Annotated in this window: 25 protein-coding genes; 14 read left to right on the top strand and 11 right to left on the bottom strand. The window is 70.3% G+C overall.

All coding sequences use genetic code 11. From position 1 onward, the window contains the following. Positions 1–44 precede the first annotated feature (44 nt). From ABZS61_RS10720 to ABZS61_RS10710, 3 genes are read right to left on the bottom strand one after another with little or no spacing between them, the layout of a single operon-like run. The gene (locus ABZS61_RS10720) at positions 45–494 is read right to left on the bottom strand and encodes a nucleoside deaminase (protein WP_356417799.1); all 450 of its coding nucleotides are present in this window, start codon (positions 492–494) and stop codon (positions 45–47) included. Further along, positions 491–1,807, bottom strand: a complete 1,317-nt coding sequence (locus ABZS61_RS10715) for an aldehyde dehydrogenase family protein (RefSeq protein ID WP_356417798.1) — start codon at positions 1,805–1,807, stop codon at positions 491–493. The genes ABZS61_RS10720 and ABZS61_RS10715 overlap by 4 nt, the downstream gene beginning before the upstream one ends. After that, on the bottom strand, positions 1,804–2,499 hold the full coding sequence (locus tag ABZS61_RS10710; protein WP_356417797.1) for a type 1 glutamine amidotransferase domain-containing protein: 696 nt from the start codon (positions 2,497–2,499) through the stop codon (positions 1,804–1,806). Before ABZS61_RS10710 ends, ABZS61_RS10715 begins: the two co-directional genes overlap by 4 nt. A 171-nt stretch (positions 2,500–2,670) precedes the next feature. Here ABZS61_RS10710 and ABZS61_RS10705 point away from each other — a divergent pair, with 171 nt between their 5' ends. Beyond that, a complete protein-coding gene (locus ABZS61_RS10705) occupies positions 2,671–3,111 on the top strand; it encodes a MarR family transcriptional regulator (protein WP_356417796.1) in 441 nt (146 codons plus the stop codon). Here ABZS61_RS10705 and ABZS61_RS10700 read toward each other — a convergent pair. Beyond that, positions 3,106–3,501: a PLD nuclease N-terminal domain-containing protein gene (locus ABZS61_RS10700; protein ID WP_356417795.1), complete on the bottom strand. Its 396-nt coding sequence runs from the start codon at positions 3,499–3,501 to the stop codon at positions 3,106–3,108. The genes ABZS61_RS10705 and ABZS61_RS10700 overlap by 6 nt on opposite strands. Positions 3,502–3,590: 89 nt before the next feature. Here ABZS61_RS10700 and ABZS61_RS10695 point away from each other — a divergent pair, with 89 nt between their 5' ends. After that, entirely contained in the window at positions 3,591–5,048 is a 1,458-nt protein-coding gene (locus tag ABZS61_RS10695; protein WP_356417794.1) for a menaquinone biosynthesis decarboxylase, read from the top strand. 17 nt (positions 5,049–5,065) lie between these two features. Continuing rightward, entirely contained in the window at positions 5,066–5,950 is an 885-nt protein-coding gene (gene mqnP, locus ABZS61_RS10690) for a menaquinone biosynthesis prenyltransferase MqnP (protein ID WP_356417848.1), read from the top strand. Here mqnP and ABZS61_RS10685 read toward each other — a convergent pair. Further along, positions 5,940–6,536, bottom strand: coding sequence for a rhomboid family intramembrane serine protease (locus tag ABZS61_RS10685; RefSeq protein WP_356417793.1), 597 nt, complete (start codon positions 6,534–6,536; stop codon positions 5,940–5,942). The two genes, mqnP and ABZS61_RS10685, sit on opposite strands and share 11 nt — an antisense overlap. Positions 6,537–6,650: 114 nt before the next feature. Here ABZS61_RS10685 and ABZS61_RS10680 point away from each other — a divergent pair, with 114 nt between their 5' ends. Next, the gene (locus ABZS61_RS10680) at positions 6,651–7,331 is read left to right on the top strand and encodes a UbiX family flavin prenyltransferase (RefSeq protein WP_356417792.1); all 681 of its coding nucleotides are present in this window, start codon (positions 6,651–6,653) and stop codon (positions 7,329–7,331) included. Positions 7,332–7,335: 4 nt separating this feature from the next. On the opposite strand, the gene ABZS61_RS10675 is transcribed toward ABZS61_RS10680, so the two are convergent. Next, positions 7,336–7,482, bottom strand: a complete 147-nt coding sequence (locus ABZS61_RS10675; protein WP_329215560.1) for a hypothetical protein — start codon at positions 7,480–7,482, stop codon at positions 7,336–7,338. 121 nt (positions 7,483–7,603) lie between these two features. Between ABZS61_RS10675 and ABZS61_RS10670 the strand changes: the two genes are divergently transcribed. From ABZS61_RS10670 to ABZS61_RS10650, 5 genes are all read left to right on the top strand, one after another. Beyond that, complete coding sequence (locus ABZS61_RS10670; protein WP_329209980.1) at positions 7,604–8,059, top strand: Lrp/AsnC family transcriptional regulator; 456 nt, start codon at positions 7,604–7,606, stop codon at positions 8,057–8,059. A 52-nt stretch (positions 8,060–8,111) separates the two neighbouring features. Next, on the top strand, positions 8,112–9,275 hold the full coding sequence (gene mqnE, locus ABZS61_RS10665) for an aminofutalosine synthase MqnE (protein ID WP_351168512.1): 1,164 nt from the start codon (positions 8,112–8,114) through the stop codon (positions 9,273–9,275). A gap of 163 nt (positions 9,276–9,438) precedes the next feature. Continuing rightward, a complete protein-coding gene (locus tag ABZS61_RS10660; protein ID WP_356417791.1) occupies positions 9,439–10,017 on the top strand; it encodes a GNAT family N-acetyltransferase in 579 nt (192 codons plus the stop codon). Positions 10,018–10,110: 93 nt separating this feature from the next. Continuing rightward, positions 10,111–10,407 carry a DUF4229 domain-containing protein gene (locus ABZS61_RS10655; protein WP_356417790.1) on the top strand — a complete coding sequence of 99 codons (297 nt, stop codon included), beginning with the start codon at positions 10,111–10,113 and terminating at the stop codon, positions 10,405–10,407. A 432-nt stretch (positions 10,408–10,839) separates the two neighbouring features. Then, the gene (locus ABZS61_RS10650; protein WP_356417789.1) at positions 10,840–12,195 is read left to right on the top strand and encodes a dicarboxylate/amino acid:cation symporter; all 1,356 of its coding nucleotides are present in this window, start codon (positions 10,840–10,842) and stop codon (positions 12,193–12,195) included. Positions 12,196–12,661: 466 nt separating this feature from the next. Here ABZS61_RS10650 and ABZS61_RS10645 read toward each other — a convergent pair whose 3' ends face one another. Next, complete coding sequence (locus ABZS61_RS10645; RefSeq protein ID WP_356417788.1) at positions 12,662–13,864, bottom strand: alpha/beta hydrolase; 1,203 nt, start codon at positions 13,862–13,864, stop codon at positions 12,662–12,664. Positions 13,865–14,095: 231 nt separating this feature from the next. Here ABZS61_RS10645 and ABZS61_RS10640 point away from each other — a divergent pair, with 231 nt between their 5' ends. Then, a complete protein-coding gene (locus ABZS61_RS10640; protein WP_356417847.1) occupies positions 14,096–14,710 on the top strand; it encodes a TetR/AcrR family transcriptional regulator in 615 nt (204 codons plus the stop codon). Here ABZS61_RS10640 and ABZS61_RS10635 read toward each other — a convergent pair. Beyond that, on the bottom strand, positions 14,707–15,570 hold the full coding sequence (locus ABZS61_RS10635) for a MaoC/PaaZ C-terminal domain-containing protein (RefSeq protein ID WP_356417787.1): 864 nt from the start codon (positions 15,568–15,570) through the stop codon (positions 14,707–14,709). The two genes, ABZS61_RS10640 and ABZS61_RS10635, sit on opposite strands and share 4 nt — an antisense overlap. A gap of 4 nt (positions 15,571–15,574) precedes the next feature. Beyond that, a complete protein-coding gene (locus ABZS61_RS10630) occupies positions 15,575–16,894 on the bottom strand; it encodes a 3-oxoacyl-ACP reductase (protein WP_356417786.1) in 1,320 nt (439 codons plus the stop codon). Positions 16,895–16,969: 75 nt separating this feature from the next. Between ABZS61_RS10630 and ABZS61_RS10625 the strand changes: the two genes are divergently transcribed. Together ABZS61_RS10625 and ABZS61_RS10620 are read left to right on the top strand one after the other, a co-directional pair. After that, entirely contained in the window at positions 16,970–18,247 is a 1,278-nt protein-coding gene (locus ABZS61_RS10625) for an acetyl-CoA C-acetyltransferase (protein WP_356417785.1), read from the top strand. 128 nt (positions 18,248–18,375) lie between these two features. Next, positions 18,376–20,298, top strand: a complete 1,923-nt coding sequence (locus ABZS61_RS10620; RefSeq protein WP_356417784.1) for an AMP-dependent synthetase/ligase — start codon at positions 18,376–18,378, stop codon at positions 20,296–20,298. Positions 20,299–20,417: 119 nt separating this feature from the next. Here the strand turns inward: ABZS61_RS10620 and ABZS61_RS10615 are convergent, their stop codons facing one another. Both ABZS61_RS10615 and ABZS61_RS10610 read right to left on the bottom strand, forming a co-directional pair. Then, a complete protein-coding gene (locus tag ABZS61_RS10615) occupies positions 20,418–21,149 on the bottom strand; it encodes a siderophore-interacting protein (protein WP_356417783.1) in 732 nt (243 codons plus the stop codon). A 102-nt stretch (positions 21,150–21,251) separates the two neighbouring features. Then, positions 21,252–22,775, bottom strand: a complete 1,524-nt coding sequence (locus tag ABZS61_RS10610) for a CehA/McbA family metallohydrolase (RefSeq protein ID WP_356417782.1) — start codon at positions 22,773–22,775, stop codon at positions 21,252–21,254. A gap of 211 nt (positions 22,776–22,986) precedes the next feature. Between ABZS61_RS10610 and ABZS61_RS10605 the strand changes: the two genes are divergently transcribed. Continuing rightward, on the top strand, positions 22,987–23,832 hold the full coding sequence (locus ABZS61_RS10605) for an LLM class F420-dependent oxidoreductase (protein WP_356417781.1): 846 nt from the start codon (positions 22,987–22,989) through the stop codon (positions 23,830–23,832). A gap of 169 nt (positions 23,833–24,001) precedes the next feature. Then, positions 24,002–25,486, top strand: a complete 1,485-nt coding sequence (locus ABZS61_RS10600; protein WP_356417780.1) for a penicillin-binding protein 2 — start codon at positions 24,002–24,004, stop codon at positions 25,484–25,486. Positions 25,487–25,499: the final 13 nt, after the last annotated feature.

Raw genomic sequence — 25,499 nt, 5'->3', positions numbered from 1 at the left:
GAAGGGCGCGGTCCGCATCTGCGGACCGCGCCCTTCGTCGTTCCTCACTCCTGGCCGATGTCCTCGTTCCACAGCTCCGGACGGTCACGGACGAACGCACGCATCAGCGCGACGCACTCCGGGTCGTCGAGCAGCACGATCTCCACCCCGTGCCCGGCCAGCCAGTCGTGGCCGCCGTGGAAGGTCTCGGCCTCGCCGATCACCACCCGGGAGAGCCCGAACTGCCGGACCAGACCGCTGCAGTACCAGCACGGCGAGAGCGTGGTCACCATCGTCGTGCCCCGGTACGAGCGCTGCCGGCCGGCCGCCCGGAACGCCGCCGTCTCCGCGTGCAGGGACGGATCGCCGTCCTGGACGCGGCGGTTGCGGCCCCGGCCGAGGAGGGTGCCGTCCGCCCCGTACAGCGCGGCGCCGACCGGGATGCCGCCCTCGGCCAAGCCCGCCCGGGCCTCGCCGAGGGCGACCGCCAGCCAGTCGGCGTACGGAGTGCTCACCGGGCCAGGGGGGTGTCCAGGACCGCCTTGCGGTGGCTGAACGTCTCCAGTGAGTACCGGCCGTGGTAGTTGCCCATGCCGCTCTCGCCGACCCCGCCGAAGGGCAGGTCGGACACCGTCAGGTGGGCCAGCGGCAGGCCCAGGCCCACCGCGCCCGAGGAGGTTTCGGCCAGCAGCCGCTCCCGTACGGCGGGGGAGTGCGTGAAGGCGTACAGAGCCAGCGGCTTGTCCCGGTCGTTGATGAAGCCGATGGCATCGTCGAGCCCGTCGACCGTCACGATCGGCAGTACGGGGCCGAAGATCTCCTCGCCCATGACGGGGGCGTCCGGCGCCACATCGGCCAGCACCGTCGGCGCGATGTACTTGTCGGCACGGTCGTGGATGCCGCCCGTGACCGTACGGCCGGAGTCCAGCAGGCCCACCAGCCGGTCGAAGTGGCGCTCGTTGACGATCCGCCCGTACTCGGGGTGGGCCGAGGCGTCCTGTCCGTACAGCCCCTCGACCGCCGCCGCGAGCGCGTCCGCCAGGGCGGGCGCGGTCTCCGGGTCGGTCAGGACGTAGTCGGGGGCGACACAGGTCTGGCCCGCGTTGAGGAACTTGCCCGCGGCCAGCCGTGCGGCCACCGTCGTCAGATCCGTGTCGCGGTCGACGAAGACGGGCGACTTGCCGCCCAGTTCGAGGGTGACCGGGGTGAGGTGGCGGGCTGCGGCGGCCATGACGATCCGGCCGACCGTGCCGTTGCCGGTGTAGAAGATGTGGTCGAAGCGCTCGGCCAGCAGCGCGGTGGTCTCCGGGACCCCGCCCTCGACGACGGCGACCGCGTCGGTGTCCAGATACTGCGGCAGCAGCCTGGCCACGGCGGCGGAGGTGGCGGGCGCCAGCTCGCTGGGCTTGGCGACGACGGCGTTGCCCGCGGCCAGCGCACCGGCCAGTGGGGCGAGCAGCAGCTGCACCGGGTAGTTCCAGGGCGCGATGACGAGGACCACGCCCAGCGGGTCCTGCACGGTGTGGGCGGTGGCTCCGTCGAGGGCCGCCGGTACGGGAGCGGGCTCGGGCCGCAGCCAGTCCGCGAGCCGCGCCAGGGTGTGGTCGATCTCCCGGACCGTGAAGTCGATCTCGGTCCGGTAGGCCTCCTTGCGGCTCTTGCCGAGGTCGGCACGGAGCGCCTCGGCCAGCTCGTCACCCGACTCGGTGAGCAGTGCGCGCAGCCGCGTCAGCTGGGAGGTGCGCCAGTCGAGGCCCTTGGTGCGTCCGGTACGGAAGGTGCCGCGGAGGCGGGCGGTCACCTGGGCCGGCGTCTCGGCGCCGCTCACAGAGCCGCCATGATCTCGCGGGCCAGCTGTTCCGAGGAGGCCGGGTTCTGTCCGGTGTGCAGGTTGCGGTCGTGCACGGTGTGGGGTCCCCAGGGGTCACCGGCGGAGTAGTCGGCGCCGAGTTCCACGAGCCGGTTCTCCAGCAGCCAGGGCGCCTTGGTGGCCAGGCCGGCCTGGGTCTCCTCCGTGTTGCTGAATCCGGTCAGGCGGTAGCCGGCGAAGGGCCAGCTGCCGTCCTCGCGGCGGGCGGCCAGCAGTGCGGCGGGGGCGTGGCACAGGACGCCGAGGTGCGCGCCGGAGTCCAGCGCGGCCGTGAGGAGGCGGCCGGACACCTCGCTGACGGCCAGGTCCTCCATGGGGCCGTGGCCGCCGGGGTAGAAGACGACGTCGTACGAGGTGGGGACGACGTCCTCGAGGCGGGCGGGGATGCGGAGCGTCTCGTCGATCGCCGCGAGGTACGAGGCGACGGCGTCGGCCTGCTCCTGGCCCCCGTTGACCTCGGCGGCCAGGCTCGCCGTGTCGACGGTGGGGGCCACGCCGCCCGGGGTGGCGATGGTGATGTCGTATCCGGCCTGGGTGAAGACGCGGTGCGGGGCGGCGAGCTCCTCGGCCCAGAAGCCGGTCGGATGGGTGGTGCCGTCGTTGAGGGTCCAGTGGTCGGCACCGGTGAGGACGAACAGTACGGAGGGCATGGGGGGTGCTCCCTACGAGACGCGAGACGCAAGACACGAGTGAAGCTTGATATGCTCAAGCAATACAGTTCATGTAACTGCCCAAAGTTGAGCATGTCAAATGAATGCGTCGCGTGGCGGACACGGTTCCGGGCCTCGGGGCCACGCGTACAGATCGAAGGATGACCGACCATGACGACGGAACCGGCACCCCGCGCCGTCCCTACTCCGGACGAACTGCTGGAACCCCTCGCGGTCGTCGTCCGCGGCCACCACGACGACCTCACCGCCGTCGCCGCCCGCCACGGCCTCAGCACCTCGCAGGCGCGCGCACTGATCGCCCTGAACGAACCCATGCCGATGAGCGCCCTGGCCCATCACCTGGTCTGCGACGCGTCCAACGCCACCGGCCTCATCGGCCGCATGGAGACCCGCGGCCTGGTCACCCGCACTCCGGCCCCCGACGACCGCCGCTCCAAGGTCGCCGCCCGCACACCGGACGGCACCGAGCTGGCCCACCGCATCCGCGCCGAGATGCGCGTCGTGCACGGCGCCCTGGAGGCGCTCACCCCTCAGGAGCGCACGGCGCTGCTGCCCCTGCTCAACCGGCTGGGGCGGCTGTTGTCCTCATGAGGAGGCGTCGCCGGACCCCGCCCCGTCCTCACGGCGCTTGATCTCGTCCTCGCGGCGGCGCAGATCCGCTTCCCAGTCCTTGAGGAGTGACTCGTCCTTCTTGTTCTCTTCCTTGATCGACTTCAGGAAGTCCGGATTGTCGTCCGGCGCCACCCACGTCGTGCGGTGGTTGCGGTGCCACTCCGAGGGCGTACGGCCTCCGGCGGGCGGCACCCGCAGCTTGCCCGCGGCGAACCAGACGATCGGACCCACGATCCAGAACAGCAGGATGATGAAGACCCAGGCCAGCTTCGGCAGGTGCCTGGCCTCGTCCTCCGGCGTGTTCAGGCAGTCTATGAACGCGTAGATCGTCAGTGCGAGCGGCAGGAGATAGATCAAGGCCCTGAGCATCGTGGAAGGGTCCCCCGAGGAAAGGTGAGGGGCGCTCTGTCCCGCCCCGGTGACGGGCCCAGGGTAGCGGGTGGCCGATACTTGTCCCCATGGCTTACGACGATCTTCGCTCCCTGCTCCGGGCTCTGGAGCGCGAGGGCGATCTCAAGCGCATCAAGGCCGAGGTCGACCCGTATCTGGAGGTCGGCGAGATCGTCGACCGGGTGAACAAGGCGGGCGGGCCCGCGCTGCTCTTCGAGAACGTCAAGGGGGCGTCCATGCCCCTGGCCATGAACGTCTTCGGGACCGACCGGCGGCTGCTCAAGGCGCTCGGCCTGAAGTCCTACGCCGAGATCAGCGACAAGATCGGCGGCCTGCTCAAGCCGGAACTGCCGAACGGGTTCGTCGGGGTCCGCGAGGCGTTCGGGAAGCTCGGCTCGATGGTCCACGTGCCGCCGAAGAAGGTGAAGTCAGGGAGCGCGCCCGTCCAGGAGGTCGTCCTGACCGGTGACGACGTGGACCTGGAACAGCTGCCGGCGCTCTTCACCTGGCCCGAGGACGGCGGTTCGTTCTTCAACCTGGGCCTCACGCACACCAAGCACCCCGAGACCGGCATCCGCAACCTCGGGCTCTACCGGCTGCAGCGCCACGACAAGCGCACCATCGGCATGCACTGGCAGATCCACAAGGACAGCCACAACCACTACCAGGTCGCAGCCAAGCGCGGTGAACGGCTGCCCGTCGCCATCGCGTTCGGGGCGCCGCCCGCGGTCACGTACGCCTCCACGGCGCCGCTGCCGGGGGACATCGACGAGTACCTCTTCGCCGGCTTCGTCCAGGGCAAGCGCATCGAGATGGTCGACTGCAAGACCGTCCCGCTCCAGGTGCCGGCGCAGGCCGAGGTCGTGATCGAGGGGTGGCTGGAGCCGGGCGAGATGCTGCCCGAGGGGCCCTTCGGTGACCACACCGGCTTCTACACGCCGCAGGAGCCCTTCCCCGCGCTGACGATCGACTGCGTGACGATGCGGAAGCGTCCGCTGCTGCAGTCGATCGTGGTGGGCAGGCCGCCGACGGAGGACGGGCCGCTGGGGCGGGCCACCGAGAGGTTCTTCCTCCCGCTGCTCAAGATCATCATCCCGGACATCGTGGACTACCACCTGCCCGAGGCGGGCGGCTTCCACAACTGCGCGATCATCTCGATCGACAAGAAGTACCCGAAGCACGCCCAGAAGGTGATGAGTGCCGTCTGGGGCGCGCACATGATGTCGCTGACCAAGCTGATCGTGGTCGTGGACGCCGACTGCGACGTCCACGACCTGCACGAGGTCGCCTGGCGGGCGCTCGGCAACACCGACTACGCCCGCGACCTGCTCCTCACCGAAGGGCCGGTCGACCATCTCGACCATGCCTCCTACCAGCAGTTCTGGGGTGGCAAGGCGGGCATCGACGCCACGCGGAAGCTGCCCGAGGAGGGCTACACACGGGACGGCGGCTGGCCGGAGATGGTCGAGTCCGACCCCGACACGGCGGCGAAGGTCGACCGTCGCTGGAAGGAGTACGGCCTGTGAGTGCCTCCGCCGCTGCGATGCCGCAGCCCCGCAGCGCGCCCCGCGCGTTCCTGCGGCTGGTGATGATCGAGCACTCGGTGTTCGCCCTGCCGTTCGCGTACATCGCCGCGCTGACCGCGATGTTCCAGCTGGACAAGGACATCCACTGGGGCACCCTGCTGCTCGTGACCATCGCGATGGTCGGGCTGCGGACGTTCGCCATGGCTGCCAACCGGATCATCGACCGGGAGATCGACGCCCGTAACCCCCGCACCGCGAGCCGTGAACTGGTCACCGGTGCGGTGTCGGTCAAGTCGGCGTGGACCGGGGCGATCATCGCCGTCGTCGTCTTCCTCGGCGCGGCAGCCCTGCTGAACCCGCTCTGCCTGGCACTGGCGCCCGTCGCCGTCGTGCCGATGGTCGTCTACCCGTACGGCAAGCGGTTCACGAACTTCCCGCACGCGATCCTCGGCATCGCCCAGGCCATCGGGCCGATCGGTGCCTGGCTCGCGGTGACCGGCAGCTGGTCGTGGGACGCGGTGATCCTCGGCCTGGCCGTCGGGATCTGGATCGGCGGCTTCGATCTGATCTTCGCCTGCCAGGACGTGCAGGCCGACCGGGCCCACGGGGTGCTCTCCTTCCCGGCGCGCTTCGGGATCCCGGCCGCACTGTGGGGCGCGCGGGTCTGCCACGTCGTGACGACCGGGCTGCTGGTCTGGTTCGGCCTGGCGACGGACGCCGAGGTCTTCTACTGGATCGGCATGGCGATCGTCGCCGTCGCCTTCGTGTACGAGCACCGGGTGGTGCGGCCGCACGATCTGTCCCGGCTGAACCGGGCGTTCTTCTCGGTCAACGGGTTCATCGGGATGGCGCTGTTCGCCTGTGCGCTGCTCGACCTGCTGGTGCGCGGTCTCACACCGTGACGGCACCGGCCGTGCGGCGGGGGCGGCGGAAGGCGAAGGCCGCCGCCACCCCGCCCAGGAGGCCGAAGAGGTGGCCCTGCCAGCTGATGCCGGAGTCGGTCGGCAGCACGCCCCAGAGCAGTGAGCCGTAGACCGCGGCGATGATCAGGCCGACCACGATGTCGAGCGGGCGGCGGTCCACGAAGCCACGGACCAGCAGGTAGCCGAAGAGGCCGAAGACGACACCCGACGCGCCGAGCGTGATCGTGTCGGCGGGCGCGGTGAGCCAGACGCCGAGGCCGCCCGTCACGATCACCACCAGGACCACCGCGGCGAACCTGCGTATTCCGGCGAGAGCCGCGATGAAGCCGAGCACCAGCAGCGGGACGCTGTTGGAGGCCACGTGCTCCCAGCCGCTGTGCAGGAACGCGGACGGCACGATGTCGGCGAGCTCCGCGGGCTCACGCGGGCTGATGCCGTACGTGTCGAGGGAGTGGCCGGTAGCCGTGTCGACGCCCTCCAGCACCCACAGCAGCGCGATCCATCCCAGCATCACGGCGCCCGCCGTGACGGCCCGTGCGGTGGCGCCTGCGCGCGTACCGGTCATGGTCACCCCCTGGTCCATGGCTGTCCCTTCACCTGACGGAACGTACGGAGTACCTGGCTCGGTTCCTGACCGGGGGTGCCGGATAGGCTCGGTGGTGTGGATTCCGGGACTTCAGTGAGTCAGCAGCAGCGCGCGCCTTGGATTGTCGGGGTGTCCGGCGCATCGGGGACGCCGTTCGCCGCCTCGGTCCTGCGGGGGCTGCTGGCCGCGGGGGAGAGCGTCGACCTGGTGGTGAGCCGCGCCTCGCGCCTCACCCTCCTGGACGAGACGGGGATCGCCTTCCGCGACGCGCACTGGCGGGAGGACCTGGGCGACTGGCTGGCGCGGGGGGCGGACGGGAAGCCGCACGCCTTCGCGGTGGGCGAGACGGATCTCGGCCGCGTACGGCACTGGGCGGCCGGCGATCTGGCGGCCGGGCCGTCCTCGGGGTCCTACCCGACGAAGGGGATGCTCATCGTTCCGGCGTCGACGGCCTGCGTGGCCGGGGTGGCGCTCGGACTCTCGAAGGACCTGCTGCAGCGGGCCGCGAGCGTCACGCTCAAGGAGCGGCGGAGGCTGGTCGTCGCGGTGCGCGAGACCCCGTTGAGCGGGCAGACGCTGAAGCAGATGGTCGCGCTCGACGAGGCGGGCGCAGTGGTGCTGCCCGCCTCTCCGGCGTTCTACGCGGGTGCGACGCACATCCAGGACCTGGTGGACTTCGTCGCGGGGCGGGTGCTGGACGCGGCAGGTGTGCCGCACCAGCTGTACCGCCGGTGGGAAGGAGAGCTCGGTGGGGGCTCCCGTGACAGGCCCTAGCCGGTCAGCGCTTCTTGGGCGTGCGGGGGGCGCGGGTCTTGTCGACACGGTGCGCGGCGGCGGGCTGGTGGGCACGCGAGCGGTTGGCCAGGTCCTGCAGCTCGCGCATCCGGGCGTAGGCCATCTCGATCGTGTACACGGTGAAGTTCACTCCTGAAGATTCGAAAGCATTTCTTGGATGTTCTGAAAGATTTGCAGGGTCTGAACCCTGCATGCCTTAGATTCTACACTTAAACTCGCGGTACTGCTGAACAATGGAAGGTTTCAGTCACATGGACGCGGTGGACAGGCAGCTCATCCAGGCCCTCAGAGAGAACGGGAGGGCCTCGTACGCCGAGCTGGGGCGGCTCGTGGGGCTCTCCGGGCCCAGCGTCACCGACCGGATCAACCGGCTGGAAACCGCCGGTGTCATCACCGGCTACCGCGCGACGGTCGCCTCCGCGTCGCTGGGACTCGGGGTCACCGCGCTGATCGGAATCTCGCTCTCCGACGCCGCCGACCACGAGGACGTCGCACACCGGCTGAAGGACCTCGCCGAGATCGAGGACTGCTGGTTCATCGCGGGCGACGACTCGTACATGCTCAAGGTCCGGGTCGGTGACGTGGACGGTCTCGAGAAGACGATCCGCCGGCTCAGTGGTACCAAGGGGGTCTCGCGGACCCGTACCACGATCGTGCTCTCCACCAAGTGGGAGAACCGGGTCGGGGAACTGCCCGACGAGGCATAGGCGTACGGTTGGCTGCCGGAGTCTGTTACGTAGAGATATGGGAGGGGCACTGGTGGACGCGGGACTCAAGCGCGAGCTGGAGGAGAAGGTCCGGGCCGGCGAGCGGCTGACCCGCGAGGACGGGATCGCGCTCTACGAGTCCGACGACCTGGCCTGGCTCGGCGGGCTGGCCCACGAGGTGCGCACGCGGAAGAACGGCGACGTCGTCCACTTCAACGTCAACCGCCACCTCAACATGACCAACGTGTGCACCGCGTCCTGCGCGTACTGCTCGTTCCAGCGCAAGCCGGGCGAGAAGGACGCGTACACGATGCGCATCGAGGAGGCCGTCCGCCTCGCCAAGGCGATGGAGAACGAGAACCTCACCGAGCTGCACATCGTCAACGGACTGCACCCCACCCTGCCGTGGCGCTACTACCCCCGTTCGCTCAGCGCGCTCAAGGAAGCACTGCCGAACGTGGGGCTCAAGGCCTTCACGGCGACGGAGATCCACCACTTCGAGACGATCTCGGGGCTCTCGGCGTCCGAGATCCTCGACGAGCTGATCGAGGCCGGTCTGGAGTCGCTGACCGGCGGTGGCGCGGAGATCTTCGACTGGGAGGTCCGCCAGCACATCGTCGACCACAACACCCACTGGGAGGACTGGTCGCGCATCCACCGCCTCGCGCACGAGAAGGGGCTCAAGACCCCGGCGACGATGCTGTACGGGCACATCGAGGAGCCCCGTCACCGCGTCGACCACGTGCTGCGGCTGCGGGAGATGCAGGACGAGACCGGCGGCTTCCAGGTCTTCATCCCGCTGCGCTACCAGCACGACTTCGTGGACATGAAGGACGGCAAGGTCCGCAACACGCTCCAGGCGCGGACGTCGATGGCGACCGGCGCGGAGGCGCTGAAGACCTTCGCGGTCTCGCGGCTGCTGTTCGACAACGTTCCCCACGTCAAGGTGTTCTGGGTGATGCACGGGGTGCAGACCGCCCAGCTCGCGCTCCAGCACGGCGCGGACGACATGGACGGCTCGGTCGTCGAGTACAAGATCACGCACGACGCGGACGACTACGGCACGCCGAGCAAGCTCGGCCGTGAGGACCTCCTGGACCTGATCCGGGACGCGGGCTTCCGGCCGGTGGAGCGCAACACCCGGTACGAGATCCTGCGCGAGTACCCGGGTCCGGACGCGGGCCGACGCGAGTCGCCGCAGCCGATGCGCGTCTGAGGCGGTCCGGTTCCGGGTTCCGTTCCCGGGTCCGTTCCCGTCTCGTGAAAGCCCCGGCCAGCCGTCCCCGGCCGGGGCTTTCGCACGGGCTGCCGCGCCGCATGGGCTTCTCGCGTGGTGGACACCGGTTGAGGGCCAGGGGCGTAATGGTTAATCTGCCACTATGGCACTTACATTTGAGGTGGACCCCCCGTTCGACCGGGTGCTGCGGGACGGCATCACCGCGCTCTGGGTCGACGTCACCAACGCGGGCGGAGCCGTCGGCTTCGTGCCACCCGTCACCGCCGAGGAGGTCCGGCCGGAGCTGGTCAGGCACCTCGCCGGGATGGCCGAGGGCCGTACCCACCTGGTCGTCGGACGGGACGAGGGCGGCGTCGTGGCCGCCACCGCCTTCCTCACGCACAACTCCCACCGGCTGATGCGGCACTGGATCGGGCTCTACACGGTGATGGTCCACCCCCGCCACCAGGGCAGGGGCTTCGGGCGCGAACTGATGGCCGCATCCGCCGACGCCGCCCGCGCCATCGACGGCATCGACGCCATCCGGCTCACCTGCCGCGGCGGCACCGGAGCCGACCGCTTCTACACCTCCTGCGGATACCAGGAGGTGGGCCGGGTCCCGGACGCGATCAGGGTGGCCGAGAACGACTACCGCGACGACATCATCATGCTGCTCCCGCTCCTCCGGCAGGACGGTCCCTCCGCGGGGCGGCTCGCGGAAACGGGTAGCCCTGCGAACTGATCGAATTCGGGGCATGCTTCACTGGTCGGGCAGAACCGTGGAACCGCAGACTGCGCGACCGCAGGAACGTCGGACGTAGAGAGAAGGCCAGCCGTGTCCGCTGCCAAGCCGAGCGCAACGATCCGCTACACCGCGATGCGCCTGCTGATTTTCGTGGGCTGCTTCTTCGTCTCCGGCGTGGCCGTCCACTTCGGTGTGCTTCCCGCAGGGCTCGGCGGATCCAACCTCGTCTGGGTCATCCTGCTCGGCCTGCTCCTCTCCGCGCCCCTCAGCTTCGTCCTCCTGCGCAAGCAGCGCGACGAGATGTCCGCCCAGCTCATCTCCACGGTCGACCGGACCAAGGCCAAGCTCGAGGCGAACCGTACGCGCGAGGACAGCGTCACCCAGTAAGCGGAGCGTAAGGTTCCTCACACCCCACGGCCCATACGCACGAAGCCCCCGGACCGGAGCACTCGCTCCAGTGCCGGGGTTTCGGCGTTTCCGGGCCGTACGCGACGCCTTCGAGGCCACCGGCGAGCGGCGGCACCGGCAGTGCTGCGTTCCTTCGTCAAAGAAGACCTTTGAGGTTCTCAAAGTACAAGTGTTAACGTGTTCGACATGAACGCAGCAGTGCGCCCCTTTCACGCCATGAGCCCCCCGCTCGTGGCGCGCCTGCATGTCGATCTCTGCCGCTGTATGTCCGCGGTCTGTTGCCGCAACGTCTGAACCGGCATCATGCAGCGGCGCCGCCCTTGACGCGGGCGCCGCACCCCCGTCCCCGTTCGACCGCACGTAGGTACGTCCGTCCCGGTACGTCCCCATGCGCACATCTGGAGTGTGTCCGTGTCCGCGAATTCCGCGTCCCCCGCGACCGACGCCGGTAAGCCCACCGGCTCCGGTTTCCGCATACCCAAGGTCCCGTTCTGGGTCCAGATCGTCGCCGGTCTGGTCCTGGGTGTCCTGCTCGGCTGGCTCGCCCGCAGCCAGGACATCAACTGGCTCTACACCACGCTCGACCAGGTCGGCAGCATCTTCGTCCAGCTGCTGAAGCTGGCCGTCGCGCCCCTCGTCTTCTTCGCGATCCTGGTGTCGATCACCAACCTGCGCAAGGTCAACAACGCCGCGAGGCTGGCGACCCGCACGCTGCTCTGGTTCATGATCACCTCGCTCATCGCGGTCGCCATCGGCCTCGCGATCGGCCTGGTCACCAACCCGGGCTCCGGTACCGGCCTCACCCCGAAGGACGGCGCCAAGCCCGAGCACGCCGGCTCCTGGATCGACTTCCTGACCGGCATCATCCCGACGGACGTCATCACGCCGTTCACCGAGCTGAACGTGCTGCAGATCGTCTTCATGGCCGCCGTCGCCGGCATCGCCGCGCTCCAGCTCGGCGACAAGGCCAAGCCGATCCTCGCCCTCAGCGAGTCGATCCTGGAGCTCCTCCAGAAGGCCCTGTGGTGGGTCATCCGCCTCGCCCCGATCGGCACCGTCGGCCTCATCGGCTACGCGATCGCCGACTACGGCTGGGACCTGATCGGCAAGTACGCCACGTTCACCGCCGACGTCTACATCGGCTGCGCCCTGGTGATGTTCGGCGTCTACCCGCTGCTCCTCGCCACGGTCGCCAAGGTCAGCCCGCTGCAGTTCTTCAAGGGCGCCTGGCCCGCGATCCAGCTTGCCTTCGTCTCCCGCTCCTCCGTCGGCACGATGCCGGTCACCCAGAAGGTCACCGAGCGCCTCGGCGTCCCGAAGGAGTACGCCAGCTTCGCCGTCCCGTTCGGCGCCACCACGAAGATGGACGGCTGCGCCGCGATCTACCCGGCGCTGGCGGCGATCTTCATCGCGCAGATCTTCGACGTCCAGCTGGGCATCGGTGACTACATCCTGATCGCGTTCGTCTCGGTGATCGGCTCGGCGGCCACCGCCGGTCTCACCGGCGCCACGGTCATGCTGACACTGACCCTGTCGACGCTGGGCCTCCCGCTGGAGGGCGTGGGCCTGCTGCTCGCCATCGACCCGATCCTGGACATGATGCGCACCGCCACGAACGTGGCCGGACAGGCGCTGGTCCCGGTGATCGTCTCGGCCCGCGAGAACATCCTCGACCACGACAAGTACAACTCGGCCAGCTCCTCGCCCATCGAGGAGTTCGGGACCGAGCACGAGGACTCCAAGGAGCGCGTGGCAGTCGCTGCCTGAGGCAGGACCGAACAGCTTCCTGTGCCACGGGAGAGGCCCCTTACCACGCTTGCGCGACGGTAGGGGGCCTCTTCGTGCCGTGGGTCAGGGACTGCTGTCTTGGCGTGAAGGTTCTGCAGGTGGCCCGTGGTCCGGTCAGGACCCGGGGACGGTGTGATGCTCGGTGATTCGCGTGGGCGAGTCTCCACCCTCCGGATCTACGACCGGCGTGATCCTGATCGAGTCGGGCTCTGGCGGCTTTCTGCGGCCCCGCCCGACACTGAACACTTCGACCTTCTCAAGGACCGTGGCGTAAATCGCCACGTGCTGCGGCTTGGACATGAACCCCTCCGACTGTCGTACCGCGCAGCACACAACGTGCATACATCCAACGCGGTCACGGCACGTGCCGACTGGATGCAGGTCGTGGTGATCGCTACGGCGCGAGAGGAAGCTGCGCCCCCGGTCCGTACGAGGCCGGGGGCCGTCAGGGTTGCTGGAAGACGACCTCGAGGTTCCCGGGTGTGGGGCCGTCCAGCAGGGGCTGGTGCCGTCCGCGTAGGTGCAGGTCGAGGAATGCCGCGACGTAGTCCCGGGTGATCCGTGTCGAGCGGTCGCCGGAGAGTGCGGCCTCGGGGTCGACCGGCAGGCCGAGCTGTTCGCCGAGTTCCGGGATGTCCGTGAAGGTGAAGTGGCCGGAGTCCTTGACGGTCAGCCAGCGCTTCCAGCCGTCCAGGTGCTGCCAGCCCTCGTCCCAGGAGCAGTCCTCACCTCCGGGACGGTGGCCCGCGTCGGTGCCGAGCATCAGGAACGGGCGGTCGCCGATGCCCGAGCGGGGAATGGGCTCGAAGAAGGTGCCGTCCATGTTGATCCCCGCGTCGACGCGGGAGTCACCGAGCATGGTGGAGGCCGCGGCGCTCCCGCCGATGGAGTGGCCCGCGGCAGCGACCCGGCGCCGGTCGATCATCCGGGACTTGTCCCAGGCCGGGCGGGGACCGGTCAGCCGGTCGAGTACGAAGGTGAGGTCGTCGGCCCGTCCGGTGGAGACGGTCTTCAGCACGTCCCGCTCGGCCGCCTCGTCCGGCGCCGCCTCGACCACGTCACAGGCCGCGCACGTGAGCATCCGCCCGCCGGGGAAGGCCGTCCCGGTGGACTCGTAGGCGTGATCGACACTCGCCACGACGTAGCCGCGGCTCGCGAGGTCCTCCGCGAGGGAGGTCAGTGTGGCGCGGGGGGTACCGAAGCCGGGGGAGAGCAGCACCAGCGGGAACCGGCCCCGGGCGGCCCGGGCGTCAGTGCGGGCATGGGTGGAGGTGGAGCTGACGACGGTGGGCGGCACGATGCCGTCCAGTTCTCGCTGAGCCAGGAAGAGCCGGGCCTCTTCAGTGCTCATGTAGGGTGCGGTGCCGTTTCCGCCGCCTGGCCGGGCGGGGTAGTGGACCGACACCATCAGTTCGCGGTTCCCGGTGTCGGGCACCCAGGGGTCGGTGCGGCCGTGGTCGGTGAGGTGGAGAACGTCGGAGCCGACGGCGTACGGGCCGGTCGGGCGGGGCAGTTCGAGCGTGGCGGTGGATGCGGCAGAGGTGGGCGCGGGGCCGGACAAGGCGTGGGCGGTGACGGCGGGCGCGGCCGACAGGACCAGAGCCGTGAGGGCGACGACGGTCTTTCGTCCAGGGAGTCTGAGCGTCATGTCACGGACACTAGGCGGCGGGAGCGGGCGACAGCATCGGACCCAGGTGTGATCCCGTGTGGGACCAGAGGTGTACGGGCCCGGCGGGGCCGAGGGGCGACTACCGGTCATCGTGGCCGGGCCGCGCCCCTTCCGCACGGCGGGGGCGGGACCCGCGCCGTACTCTTACCGAGGAGTAGCGCCGTGGGGGCGGGAGGGAAGTCTGACGTGAGTGCAGTGAAGAGCAAACGGATGCCGCGCGCGGTCCGTGAGAAGCAGATGATGGATGCCGCAGTGCAGACCTTCGGGCAGCGCGGGTACCGGGCCGCTTCGATGGACGAGATCGCCGAGCTGGCCGGTGTGTCCAAACCGTTGGTCTATCTGTATCTGAATTCCAAGGAAGAACTCTTCACCGCGTGTATCCGCCGCGAGTCGAAGGCGCTGGTGGAAGCGGTGCAGGCGGCGGTGGAGCCGGGGCTGCCGGCGGACCGCCAGCTGTGGGCGGGGCTGCGGGCGTTCTTCACGCACACCGCGGACAACCCGGACGGCTGGGCGGTCCTGCACCAGCAGGCGCGGTCGCAGGGGGAGCCGTTCGTCAGCGAGGTCGGGGTGCTGCGGGAGGAGATCGTTGCGTTCGTGACGGGTCTGATCGGGGCGGCGGCGCGCGAGGCGCACCATGATCCCGCGCTCCCCGACCGCGATGTGGCCGGGCTCGCGCAGGCGCTCGTGGGGGCTGCGGAGGCGCTCGCGGGGTGGGCGAACGAGACTCCGGGTGTCTCGGCCAAGGAGGCGGCGGGCACCCTGATGAACTTCTCCTGGGCGGGCCTGGAGAACCTCATGCACGGCCGTGGGTGGCAGTCCCGCTAGCTGCCGTCCAGGGCCACGCTGCCGGTGAGGTGGACGCGGTTCGCACCGCGTACCTCGAAGGCGGGGCCGGCAGCCGCGTACGTCACGGTGGCCGGCAGGGGGAGAGGAGCCCTGAAGTCGGCCCGTACGGAACGGATCCGGCCCGGTTCGCCGACTCCGGTTCCGGTCCCGGCTCCGATGCCGGTCTCGGCCTCGGCGAGGCATCGGGCGACGGTCCACATGCCGTGCGCGATGTGCCGGGGGAAGCCGAACAGCCGTGCCGTCAGCGGGTGCAGGTGAATGGGGTTCCGGTCACCCGACGCCGCACCGTACCGTCGGCCGAGGTCGCCGGGCAGCTGCCACTCGGCCACGGCGGGAAGGTTCTCGGTGCCCGCCGCCGTTCGGGCGGCCGGTGCGGTGGTGGTGCCGGTGGTGTGCCGGGACAGGTATCCGCTGCGTGACTCCCAGACCAGCTCGCCCGCCAGCCGCGCCTCCGTCACCATCGTGACTTCGGTGCCGCGGCGATGGGCCGTCAGGCCATCTGCGTACGCGGTGAGTTCGAGCCGGTCCTCCGGGTGCAGGACGCGGTGCCGGGTGATGTCGATCCAGGTGTGGACGAGCCCCAGGACCGGCAGGGGAAAGGCCCGGCCTGTCATGACGCGCATGGCCAGCGGAAAGCCCAGGACGTGCGGGTAGGTGAGCGGCAGCACTTCCGGCTCGGTGAACCCGCACACCCTGCTGTACGAGGCGAGGGGCCCGGGTGCGCTGCGGGCCGGGGGAAGCGACGCCCGGCCGGCGGGGAGCGCGGCGCCGGACCGTCCCGCTCGCTTGAACGGGGAGGTGACGGCACCGCGCAGGAGGGACATGCTCAGACTGGACACGGTCTCAGGCCCCCAGCAGGCTCTGGCCGCAGACCCGCACGATCTGGCCGTTGACGGCGCTCGACGCGGGCTGCGCGAACCAGGCGGTGGTCTCGGCGACATCGACCGGAAGCCCGCCCTGGGAAAGGGAGTTCATCCGGCGCCCGGCCTCCCGGATGAAGAGCGGCACCGCGGCGGTCATCTTCGTCTCGATGAAGCCGGGGGCGACCGCGTTGACGGTGACGCCGTGGTCGGCGGCGGCGTGCGGGGCCAGGGAGCGGACGAGGCCGATGATGCCCGCCTTGCTGGCCGCGTAGTTGGTCTGGCCGTTGTTCCCTGCGATGCCGGCGATGGACGCGGTGGCGACGATCCTGCCGCCGCGGTTGACGACGCCCGCCTTGAGGAGGGCGTCGGTGGTGCGCAGAACGCTGTCCAGGTTGACCTCGATCACCGAGGCCCAGCGTTCGGCCGGCATGTTGGCGAGCCTGCGGTCCCGGGTGATGCCCGCGTTGTGGACGAGGATGTCGAGGCCCTCGGGTGCGGCTGCGGCGATCCTGTCGGCGGCGTCGGGTGCGGTGATGTCCAGCGGCAGGGCGGTGGCGCCGAGCCGGGCGGCGGTACGGGTCAGCTCCTCCTCGGCCTGCGGGATGTCCAGGCAGATCACCGTGGCGCCGTCCCTGGCGAGTACGGAGGCGACCGACGCTCCGATGCCGCGTGCCGCGCCGGTGACCAGCGCGGTGCGCCCGGACAGCGGCGCCGCCCAGTCGGCGACCGGGTCCGGGGTGGCGTCGGTGAGTTCGATGACCTGGCCGCTGATGTAGGCGGACCGGGGGGAGAGCAGGAAGCGGAGCGTGGATTCGGCCGACGTGGCGGCCCCCGGCGGGATCCGTAGCAGCTGCGCGGTGGCGCCCTTGCCGATCTCCTTGCCGAGCGAGCGCACGAACCCTTCGAGCGCCTGCTGGGCCGCCGCCTGGTGGTGGTCGTCGGGGGACGGCGGGGTGCCGATGACGACGACACGGCCTCCTGCGGCCAGCGAGCGCACGACGGGATGGAGCGCGGCGTGGACCTGTCCGAGTCCGGCGGCCGTGGTGATCCCGGTCGCGTCCAGGATGATGCCCGCCGGGTGGCCGGTCCGGTCGGTGGCCTCCGGGCCGATCTTCGCGAGAATCGCGCGCAGCTTGTCCGAGATCGCCGATTCACCCGCTGTGAGGTGCAGCAACGGCCCGTCGAGTGTGGGACTCTCCAGCGTCCAGCGCCGCAGCCGCTGGGGCTGCGGCAGGCCGAGCCTGCGGGTCAGGAAGCGGCCGGTTGCTGTGCTGGTGAGGTGCAGATAGTGGTCGGCCATTGTCCAGACTCCTGCTCGGTCGTAGATTTACTCCAGAGTAAGGTTACTCTGGAGTCAGGAGTTGGTCGAGATGAGTTGGTCGCGTTGATTCCCCTGACACTTCCGCAGCCGCGCAGGGTCGCGGTCATCGGCGGCAGTCGCATTCCGTTCGCACGCTCCGACGGCCCGTACGCACGAGCCTCCAACCAGGAGATGCTCACCGCGGCCCTGGACGGACTGGTCGAGCGGTTCGGTCTGCGGGGGCAGCAGGTCGGCGAGTTCGTCGCGGGCGCCGTCCTCAAGCACAGCCGGGACTTCAACCTGGCCCGCGAGACCGTCCTGGGCTCCGCCCTGGACCCGCGCACCCCGGCGTACGACATCCAACAGGCGTGCGGGACAGGCCTGCAGGCCGTCATCGCCGCCGCCAACAAGATCATGCTCGGTGTCGTCGATTCGGCGATCGCGGGCGGCGCCGACACCACGAGCGATGCGCCGCTGGGCGTCAACGACCAGCTGCGCAGGCTGCTCCTCGAGGCCCGCCGCACCAAGTCGACGGGTGCCCGGATCAAGGCCCTGTCGGGCGTACGTCCCCGGCACCTCGTCCCGGACATCCCGCGCAACGAGGAACCCCGCACCGGTCTCTCGATGGGTGAGCACGCCGCGGTCACCGCCCGGAAGTGGGGCGTCACCCGCGCCGACCAGGACCTGCTGGCAGCGACCAGCCACCAGCGGCTCGCCGCCGCGTACGAGCGGGGGTTCCTGGACGACCTCGTCGTCCCGTTCCGCGGCCTGGACCGTGACCAGAACCTGCGTCCGGGCTCCACGGTCGAGAAACTCGCCACGCTGAAACCGGTGTTCGGAGCCGGCCACCCCGACGCGACGATGACGGCGGGCAATTCGACCCCGCTCACCGACGGTGCGGCCACCGTGCTGCTGGCGAGCGAGGAATGGGCGCAGGCGCACGGCCTGGAGCCGCTCGCGTACCTGTCCCTGTACGAGACGGCGGCCGTCGACCACGTGAGCGGCGAGGACGGACTGCTGATGGCGCCCGCGTACGCCGTACCGCGCATGCTGGAGCGCGCCGGGCTCACCTTCGACGACTTCGACCTCTTCGAGATCCACGAGGCGTTCGCCTCCCAGGTGCTTGCCACGCTGGCGTCCTGGGAGAAGCAGGGGCTGTCGGCGATCGACCGCGACAAGCTCAACGTGGCGGGATCGTCCCTGGCCACGGGGCATCCGTTCGCCGCGACCGGCGCGAGGATCGTCGCGACCCTGGCCGGGCTCCTCGCGGAACGGGACGCTCCGGGCCGGGGCCTGATCTCGGTCTGCGCCGCCGGCGGCCAGGGAGTCACCGCCGTCCTGGAACGCCCCTGACCCCGCCGGGCGGGACCGGGCGCCGGCTCGCCCGCCGCGCCCCGCACCACCCCGCGCCCCCAACAGCCCGCCCCGGCACCGGACCCACGGACGAGCCCGGTGCCGACCCCCACGCCGAGGAGCCGCTCGTGTCCACGTCAGCCGCTGCCGCCGCACCCGCGGCCCCCACCGTGCCCGTTCTGGTCGAGCCCACGAAGGTCAGAGCCGCCGACGGCACGGTACGGGAGGTCTCCGTACCCCTGTTCGCGCCGACCGTTCGGCGCGGATCGCTCGCGGACATCCCCTTCGACAACGCCCGCGATGCGCCGTCCGAGGCCGTCATCAGCCGTAAGCAGTCCGACAGCACCTGGCAGGACATGACGGCCGCCGAGTTCGCCGAGGAGGTGCAGACGGTCGCGAAGGGCCTCATCGCCGAAGGCCTCAAGGCCGGGGACCGGGTCGCGATCATGGCCCGTACGACCTACGAATGGACGCTGCTCGACTTCGCGGCCTGGGCGGCAGGGCTGGTCACCGTGCCCGTCTATCCCACCTCGTCCGCCTTCCAGACCCGCTGGATACTCCAGGACTCCGGCGCCGTGGCCTGCGCCGTGGAGACGAAGGAGCAGGGCCGGCTGGTCAGCCAGGAGCGGCAGCAACTCGGAGATCTCGCCCACCTCTGGCAGTTCGACACCGGCGCCATCGGCCGTCTGAAGTCACTGGGCAGGCAGATCCCCGACGCGGAGGTCGCCGCCCGGCGTTCGGCCCTGGACCCGGACAGCCCCGCCACCCTCATCTACACGTCGGGCACCACGGGCCTGCCCAAGGGCTGCGTCCTGAGCCACGGCAACTTCTTCGCCGAGGTCGACAACGCGATCGAGCTGTTGCACCCGGTCTTCAAGTCCGTTTCCAAGTACCCCGCCTCCACCCTTCTCTTCCTGCCCCTCTCCCATGTCTTCGGCCGGATGGTGGCGGTCGGCTGCCTGCGCGCCCGGGTCCGGCTCGGCCACGCGCCCTCCATCCGGACCGAGGACCTGCTGGCGGACCTGGCGGGCTTCAAGCCCTCGTTCCTGCTGGCGATCCCGTACGTCCTGGAGAAGGTCTTCAACACCGGCCGGGCCACCGCCGAGAAGATGGGCCGCGCCTCCTCCTTCGACCGTGCGGCCCGCATCGCCCAGCGCTACGGCGAGGCGGTCGAGGCCGCCGAACACGGCACGGGTCCCGGCCCCGGATTCGGCCTGCGCGCCGCCCGCGCCCTGTACGACCCGCTGGTCTACCGGCGCATCCGGGCCGCGCTCGGCGGCCATGTCCGGTACGCGATCTGCGGCGGTTCCCCGCTGGGGCACAGGCTCGCCGCGTTCTACGCGGGCGCGGGCATCGAGATCTTCGAGGGCTACGGACTCACCGAGACCACCGCGGCCGCCACCGTCACCCCGCCCCTCAAGCCACGCCTGGGCACGGTGGGCTGGCCGCTGCCCGGCACCGCCGTACGGATCGCGGACGACGGGGAGGTGCTCCTCAGCGGCGGTCAGGTCTTCCAGGGCTACTGGGACACCGAGCGCGGCGAGACGGTCCCGTATTCGGAGGAGGGCACCTGGTTCCCGACCGGCGACCTCGGCGCACTGGACGAGGACGGCTACCTCACGATCACCGGCCGCAAGAAGGACATCATCATCACGTCCGGCGGCAAGAACGTCATCCCGGCCCCGCTGGAGGACTGGCTGCGCGCCCATCCGCTGGTCGGCCAGTGTCTGGTGGTCGGCGACAACCGTCCGTTCGTCACCGCCCTGATCACCCTGGAGCCGGACGGGCTCGCGCACTGGCGCCGGATGCGCAAGAAGGTCGACGTGCCGATTCGTGACCTCGTCGACGACGAGGAGCTGCGCGCGGCGCTGCAGCGCGCGGTCGACGAGGCCAACCGGCTGGTCTCGCGTGCCGAGTCGATCCGTAAGTTCACGGTCCTGCCGGGGGACTTCACCGAGGAGAGCGGTCACCTCACCCCCTCCCTGAAGCTGAAGCGGGACGCGATCACACGGGACTTCGACGCGGAGATCGAGGACCTGTACCGCAGGTAGATGACGCTCAACGCGTAGGGGGGCGGGCCCAGTTGGGTCCGCCCCTCCTTCCTCCTGGGTCTACTGGTGCAGGCGAAACTCCGGCACTCCTACGTCCGTTCGACGCGGGTGTCCACCGTTCATGCTGCGCGCCAGTAGCCGAGCGCGTTGACCCGGTCCTTGGCGAGGCCGAGCTCCTTGCGGGCGTACGAGGACAGGGCCCGGGTCGTCGCCGTGTCGCACGCGATCCAGAGGTAGGCGTCCGAGGCGTCGTCGCCGAGCAGCTCCGGCAGGGCCGCCTTCACCTCGGCGACCAGGTGCTTGCCCGCGTCGCGTCGTGGAACCGTGTGCAGGGTGTGGCGGGACGGGTCCAGGCGCAGGGGGAGCTTCTCGTCGGCGGCGTGCGCGTTCTCGAACCAGATCGTCGCCGGTGTCTCCGGGGCCGCGTCCAGCAGGGAGTTGACCGCGGGCAGCGAGGCGGCGTCGCCGATCACGAAGAGCCGGGCGGGCCGCGGTTCGGGCAGCGTGAAGCCGGTGCCCTGAAGGGTGGCGTCGACCGTGTCGCCCGGCTGGACCGTCCGGGCCCAGGTGCTCGCGGCCCCGTCGTGGAGGGCGAACTCCAGGCTGAACGTCCCGGCCTCCCGGTCGGGGTCGACGAGGGTGTAGGCGCGCTGGTGCGGTTTGCCGTCCTGCTCGAACCAGATCCTGACCCACATCGTCGGGTGCGCGCCGTCCGTCGCGTCGAGCAGTCCGCCGTCGGTCAGGTGCACCCGCCGGAAGTTCTCGGTGACCTGTTCGGTCCCGGTGACGGTGAACGTGAAGTCACGCCCCCGGAAAAGCTTGAGGACGACGCCCTCCCAGCCATGGCCCACGACCGTGCCCCTCTCGCCCGAAGAATAATTGAGGTTAGGCTAACCTAAATTCCAGGCTCCGGGGAGTGGTATCCCGTCGGGAGGGGAAGCCGCGGCAGCGGGCTAACGCCCCAGGAACACCGGGTTGGTGAGCGCCGCCAGTGCTCCCGGCAGTCCCGGCACCGATGCCGGGTGCCGCACCTCGGCCCGTACATAGGCCGCGTACGAGGGAGTGGTGCGCCACTCGACCGTGCCCGACCCGGACTCCGGCAGCGCGGCCGTGAACAGCGTGCCCTGGTCCGTGACGAAGTGCGCCGCGCACCCCGGCGCACCGGCGACTTCCAGCCGTACGGTGACGGGTGTGCCCTCGTCGGCCCGCAGCCGCTCACCGATCCCGGCATGCAGACCGCGCCCGCCCGAGGCGCCGAACGCGAGCGTGACGGCGGACGACTCGGCGATGTACGAGCGGCCCGCCCGGATGCCCGCGGTGATCGCCTTCCGCGACAGCTCGTCGGCCAGGACGACGGTCTGCGGCAGCCCGACCTTGTCCGGCTCTCGGTGGGCGTCGCTGTTGCCCATGGCCGGGATCCACGGCTTCGACGCACGGACGGCCGCGACGAGGGAGTTGTCCCACTCGGCGAGCGCGATCTCGTCCTCCGGCGTGTACGGGCCGTTCCACACCTCCACCGCGTCCGCCTCGCCGAAGCCGAACTTCCAGTGGCAGCCGATGCAGGTGGCGTGCGGATGCGCGGGAACGACCAGGCCGCCGGCCCGTCGCACGGCCTTGGCGTAGTGCCCGAAGCGGTTGTCGCGCGCCCGGTAGCGCCAGTCGACGAACGTGCCCGGGTCGGTGGCGAGCGCCACGACGTGCCCGTTGCGGGTGGTGACCTCCTCGCCCGTCAGGATCAGCAGGTCGTCACCCCACAGCCCCTGCCAGGCGCTGTGCGCGGCGTGGGTGTTGTGCTCGCTGCTGTTGATGAAGTCGAGCCCGGCGACGCGCGCTGCGGCCGCGATGTCCGCCGGGGTGCGCTTGCCGTCGGAGTGGACGGAGTGCAGATGGCAGTCCCCCCGGTACCAGGCCCTGCCGCGCCCCTTCGCGCGCTCGGGCGGGTAGACGGGCTCGGGGGTGGTGCCGGAGGGCCCGAAGGTCAGGGTGACCGTCACCTCGTACGGGAGGCCCTCGGGGGCCACGGTGTACGGGCCCAGCGCGATGTGCCAGGTCCCCGCCCGTACCGGCCCCGGGATGTAGCCGGGTGTCGCCTCCTCGGCCCGGATGAAGAAGCTGCCGCGCGCCCCGCCGGACCATCCGCGGAAGCCGCGCCCGCCCAGGTCGGTGCCGCGCTCGTCGAAGATCCCGATGTCGAGGGCGTTGCCCTGGGTGCCAGCCGGTACGGGAGTCTTCACGTAGGTGTACGAGACGGCGATCTCCCGCACTCCGCTCGGTACTTCGACCGGCAGGTTCACGAAGTCGGGGCACCCGGTGGGCAGGGTGCCCCGCACGGTCCGCACCGCCGTGACCGGGCCGTCCCCGCTCCCGTCCCCGGGTCCGGGCGTGGGTGCGGCGTCGGCGAAGCTCACAGGGCCCAACGTTAGAGCGGTGGCGGCGGTCCCGGCGAGAAGGCCGCGCCTGGCTATCGATCCGGTCATACGAGTGGCTCCCCAGGGTGTCGTGAGTGACGAGGGTGATGTACTCGAACTCTCGTATGAGGCCGTGAACTCCGGGGAAACGCAAGAGGGGGAACGGCCTTCGCGGAGCCGCGCGACCCGGGGGTGATCGGAAGCGCTGCTTTGCGCACCCGACGGCATGCGACCGCATACCTTGGTGCCCGTCACCGGACGACGACGGAGGTGTCCGCGCATGCGGATCGCGACAACGATCTTCCTCACCGACGAGACGATCACGCCCGTACGGCTCGCGCGGGAGCTGGAGCAGCGCGGGTTCGCCGGGCTGTACCTGCCCGAGCACACGCACATCCCGGTGAGCAGGGACACCCCGTACCCGGCGGGCGGCGAGCTCCCGCCCGAGTACGGCCGCACCCTCGACCCGTTCGTCGCCCTGGGCCAGGCGGCGGCGGTCACGGAGCGCCTGTCCCTCGGCACCGGCATCACCCTGATCGCCCAGCACGACCCGATCGTCCTGGCGAAGCAGGCGGCCACGCTCGACCACCTCTCCGGCGGCCGGTTCACGCTCGGCATCGGCTTCGGCTGGAATGTGGAGGAGGCCGCGGACCACGGGGTCACCTGGTCGACACGGCGGGCGCTGGCGAGCGACCGGATGGCGCTGATGAGGGCTCTCTGGGCGGACGAACCGACCGCGTACGACGGTGAGTTCGCCTCGGTCAGGGCGAGCCACGCGTATCCGAAGCCGGTACGGAAGCCGCGCGGCCCGGTGAACGGCCCGCGCACCCTGATCGGCGGCGCGGCGGGGCCGAAACTGTTCGCGCAGATCGCCGGCGACGCGGACGGCTGGCTGCCGATCGGCGGGCGCGGCCTCTCGGAGTCCGTACCGCAGCTGCGCGCGGCCTGGGAGTCGGCAGGCCGCGATCCGAAGCATCTCCAGGTGGTGCCGTACGCGGTCCTGCCCAGCCCGGGGAAGCTGGCGCACTATGCGGACCTGGGCATCGAGGAGGTCGTCCTGCAGCTGCCGCCGGCGGGGGAGGCGGAGGTACTGCGGGCGCTGGACGCGTACGCCGAGCATCTCTGACGACCGGACGGCGGAGGACGGCCGGGTGACTGAACGGCTGGGCGGCCGGGATCGTCCGGTGGCGATCTCCGGAACCAACCGCGAACGCTAAAATTGCGTCTTTCACCTCCGGACATCGATGGTGCGGCCCGTGTGCGTGTGTGCTCGGCTGCCGGGGATCAGGAGCACGATGAACAGGCCGTTGCGGCACATAGCGATTTTCTGTGGGCTGCTGATGCTCGCCCTGCTGATCCGGAGCAACTGGCTGCAGTTCGCCAAGAGCGAGGAGCTCGCCACCCACGAGCACAACCGCCGGGTCAAGATCACCCAGTTCGCGACCCCGCGCGGTGACATCATCGTGAACGGCGAGGCGATCACGGGCTCGAAGGAGGTCTCCGGGACCGACTTCAAGTTCCAGCGCACCTTCAAGGACGGCGCGATGTACGCCCCGGTCACCGGCTACGCCTCCCAGGCGCAGGGCATGTCCCTGCTGGAGAAGACGTACGACAGTGTGCTCAGCGGCCAGGACGAGCGCTTCGCCTTCTCGAACGCCAAGGACATCCTCACCGGCGAGGAGCGGCGCGGCGGCGATGTGATCACGACCATCGACCCGAAGGCGCAGAAGGCGGCTTACAAGGGCCTCACCGACCTCGACGCGCGGGGTGCGGTCGTCGCTCTCGACCCGGAGACGGGCAAGGTGCTCGCCCTGGTCTCGACCCCTTCGTACGACCCCTCGGTCTTCGCGGGCAACTCCTTCAAGGAGGGCGACACATTCCAGTCGCTCGTCGACGCCAAGAGCAAGCCGCTGGCCAACCGGCCGCTGCGCGAGACCTTCCCGCCCGGCTCCACCTTCAAGATCCTCACTGCTGCCGCTGCCCTGGAGCACGGCGTCGTCACGGACGTCGACGCGCCGACGGACGCGGTCTCCCCGTACCAGTTGCCGCTCGCGTCGAACAAGATCAGCAGCGAGGCGGGCGACCGGACCTGCAGCAAGGCCTCGTTCAAGACGGCCATGCAGTTCTCCTGCAACAACGTCTTCCTCGACGCGGCGTCCAAGCTGGGCGACGACAGGATGCGGGAGACGGCGGAGAAGTTCGGCTTCAACTCCGACGTCTACTCCGAGGAGTTCGGCGACATGCTCGCCACGAAGAGCCTCTACCCCGCAGAGCTCGACAAGCCCGGCACGGCCCTGACCGGCATGGGTCAGGGCAGCCTGACCAGCACGCCGATGCAGATGGCGATGGTGACCGCCGCCCTCGCCAACGACGGCAAGCTGATGCAGCCGTACATCGTCGAGGAGCTGCGCGGCCCGAACCTGTCCACCCTGGAGACGCACGAGCCGAAGCTCAAGAGCCAGGCGGTCTCCGAGGAGACGGCGAAAAAGGTCCAGGAAATGATGGAGTTCACCGCCAAGGAGGGCAGCGCCAAGCGTGCGCTGATCGACGGTGTGACGGTGGGCGGCAAGACCGGTACGGCGCAGCGCGGTGACGACGTGACCAAGGAAGTGCCGTACGGCTGGTTCGTCTCGTACGGCAAGACGTCCGACGGCCGGTCGGTGGCGGTCGCGGTCTTCATCGACCCGACGGCCATGGACATCTCCCGCGAGGACATCTCGGGCGGCGGCCTGGGCGGCCCGATCGCGCGGGAGGTCATGAAGGCGGTGCTCGGCACGTAGGACGGCACCGGAG

Source organism: Streptomyces sp. NPDC005566 (assembly GCF_040605575.1).
Lineage (GTDB): Bacteria > Actinomycetota > Actinomycetes > Streptomycetales > Streptomycetaceae > Streptomyces.
Note: the sequence above shows the minus strand (reverse complement) of the source record. Positions and strands in the feature narration are given on the sequence as shown.

What these genes read in the sequence shown, in the direction of transcription:
- ABZS61_RS10695 (WP_356417794.1), top strand. Translation starts at nt 3,591, where the DNA reads ATGGCTTACGACGATCTTCGCTCCCTGCTCCGGGCTCTGGAGCGCGAG.
- ABZS61_RS10710 (WP_356417797.1), bottom strand. Translation starts at nt 2,499, where the DNA reads ATGCCCTCCGTACTGTTCGTCCTCACCGGTGCCGACCACTGGACCCTC.
- ABZS61_RS10660 (WP_356417791.1), top strand. Translation starts at nt 9,439, where the DNA reads ATGGCACTTACATTTGAGGTGGACCCCCCGTTCGACCGGGTGCTGCGG.
- ABZS61_RS10630 (WP_356417786.1), bottom strand. Translation starts at nt 16,894, where the DNA reads ATGGCCGACCACTATCTGCACCTCACCAGCACAGCAACCGGCCGCTTC.
- ABZS61_RS10700 (WP_356417795.1), bottom strand. Translation starts at nt 3,501, where the DNA reads ATGCTCAGGGCCTTGATCTATCTCCTGCCGCTCGCACTGACGATCTAC.
- ABZS61_RS10685 (WP_356417793.1), bottom strand. Translation starts at nt 6,536, where the DNA reads ATGACCGGTACGCGCGCAGGCGCCACCGCACGGGCCGTCACGGCGGGC.
- ABZS61_RS10610 (WP_356417782.1), bottom strand. Translation starts at nt 22,775, where the DNA reads ATGACCGGATCGATAGCCAGGCGCGGCCTTCTCGCCGGGACCGCCGCC.
- ABZS61_RS10640 (WP_356417847.1), top strand. Translation starts at nt 14,096, where the DNA reads ATGCCGCGCGCGGTCCGTGAGAAGCAGATGATGGATGCCGCAGTGCAG.
- ABZS61_RS10600 (WP_356417780.1), top strand. Translation starts at nt 24,002, where the DNA reads ATGAACAGGCCGTTGCGGCACATAGCGATTTTCTGTGGGCTGCTGATG.
- ABZS61_RS10670 (WP_329209980.1), top strand. Translation starts at nt 7,604, where the DNA reads ATGGACGCGGTGGACAGGCAGCTCATCCAGGCCCTCAGAGAGAACGGG.
- ABZS61_RS10645 (WP_356417788.1), bottom strand. Translation starts at nt 13,864, where the DNA reads ATGACGCTCAGACTCCCTGGACGAAAGACCGTCGTCGCCCTCACGGCT.
- mqnP (WP_356417848.1), top strand. Translation starts at nt 5,066, where the DNA reads ATGCCGCAGCCCCGCAGCGCGCCCCGCGCGTTCCTGCGGCTGGTGATG.
- ABZS61_RS10605 (WP_356417781.1), top strand. Translation starts at nt 22,987, where the DNA reads ATGCGGATCGCGACAACGATCTTCCTCACCGACGAGACGATCACGCCC.
- ABZS61_RS10705 (WP_356417796.1), top strand. Translation starts at nt 2,671, where the DNA reads ATGACGACGGAACCGGCACCCCGCGCCGTCCCTACTCCGGACGAACTG.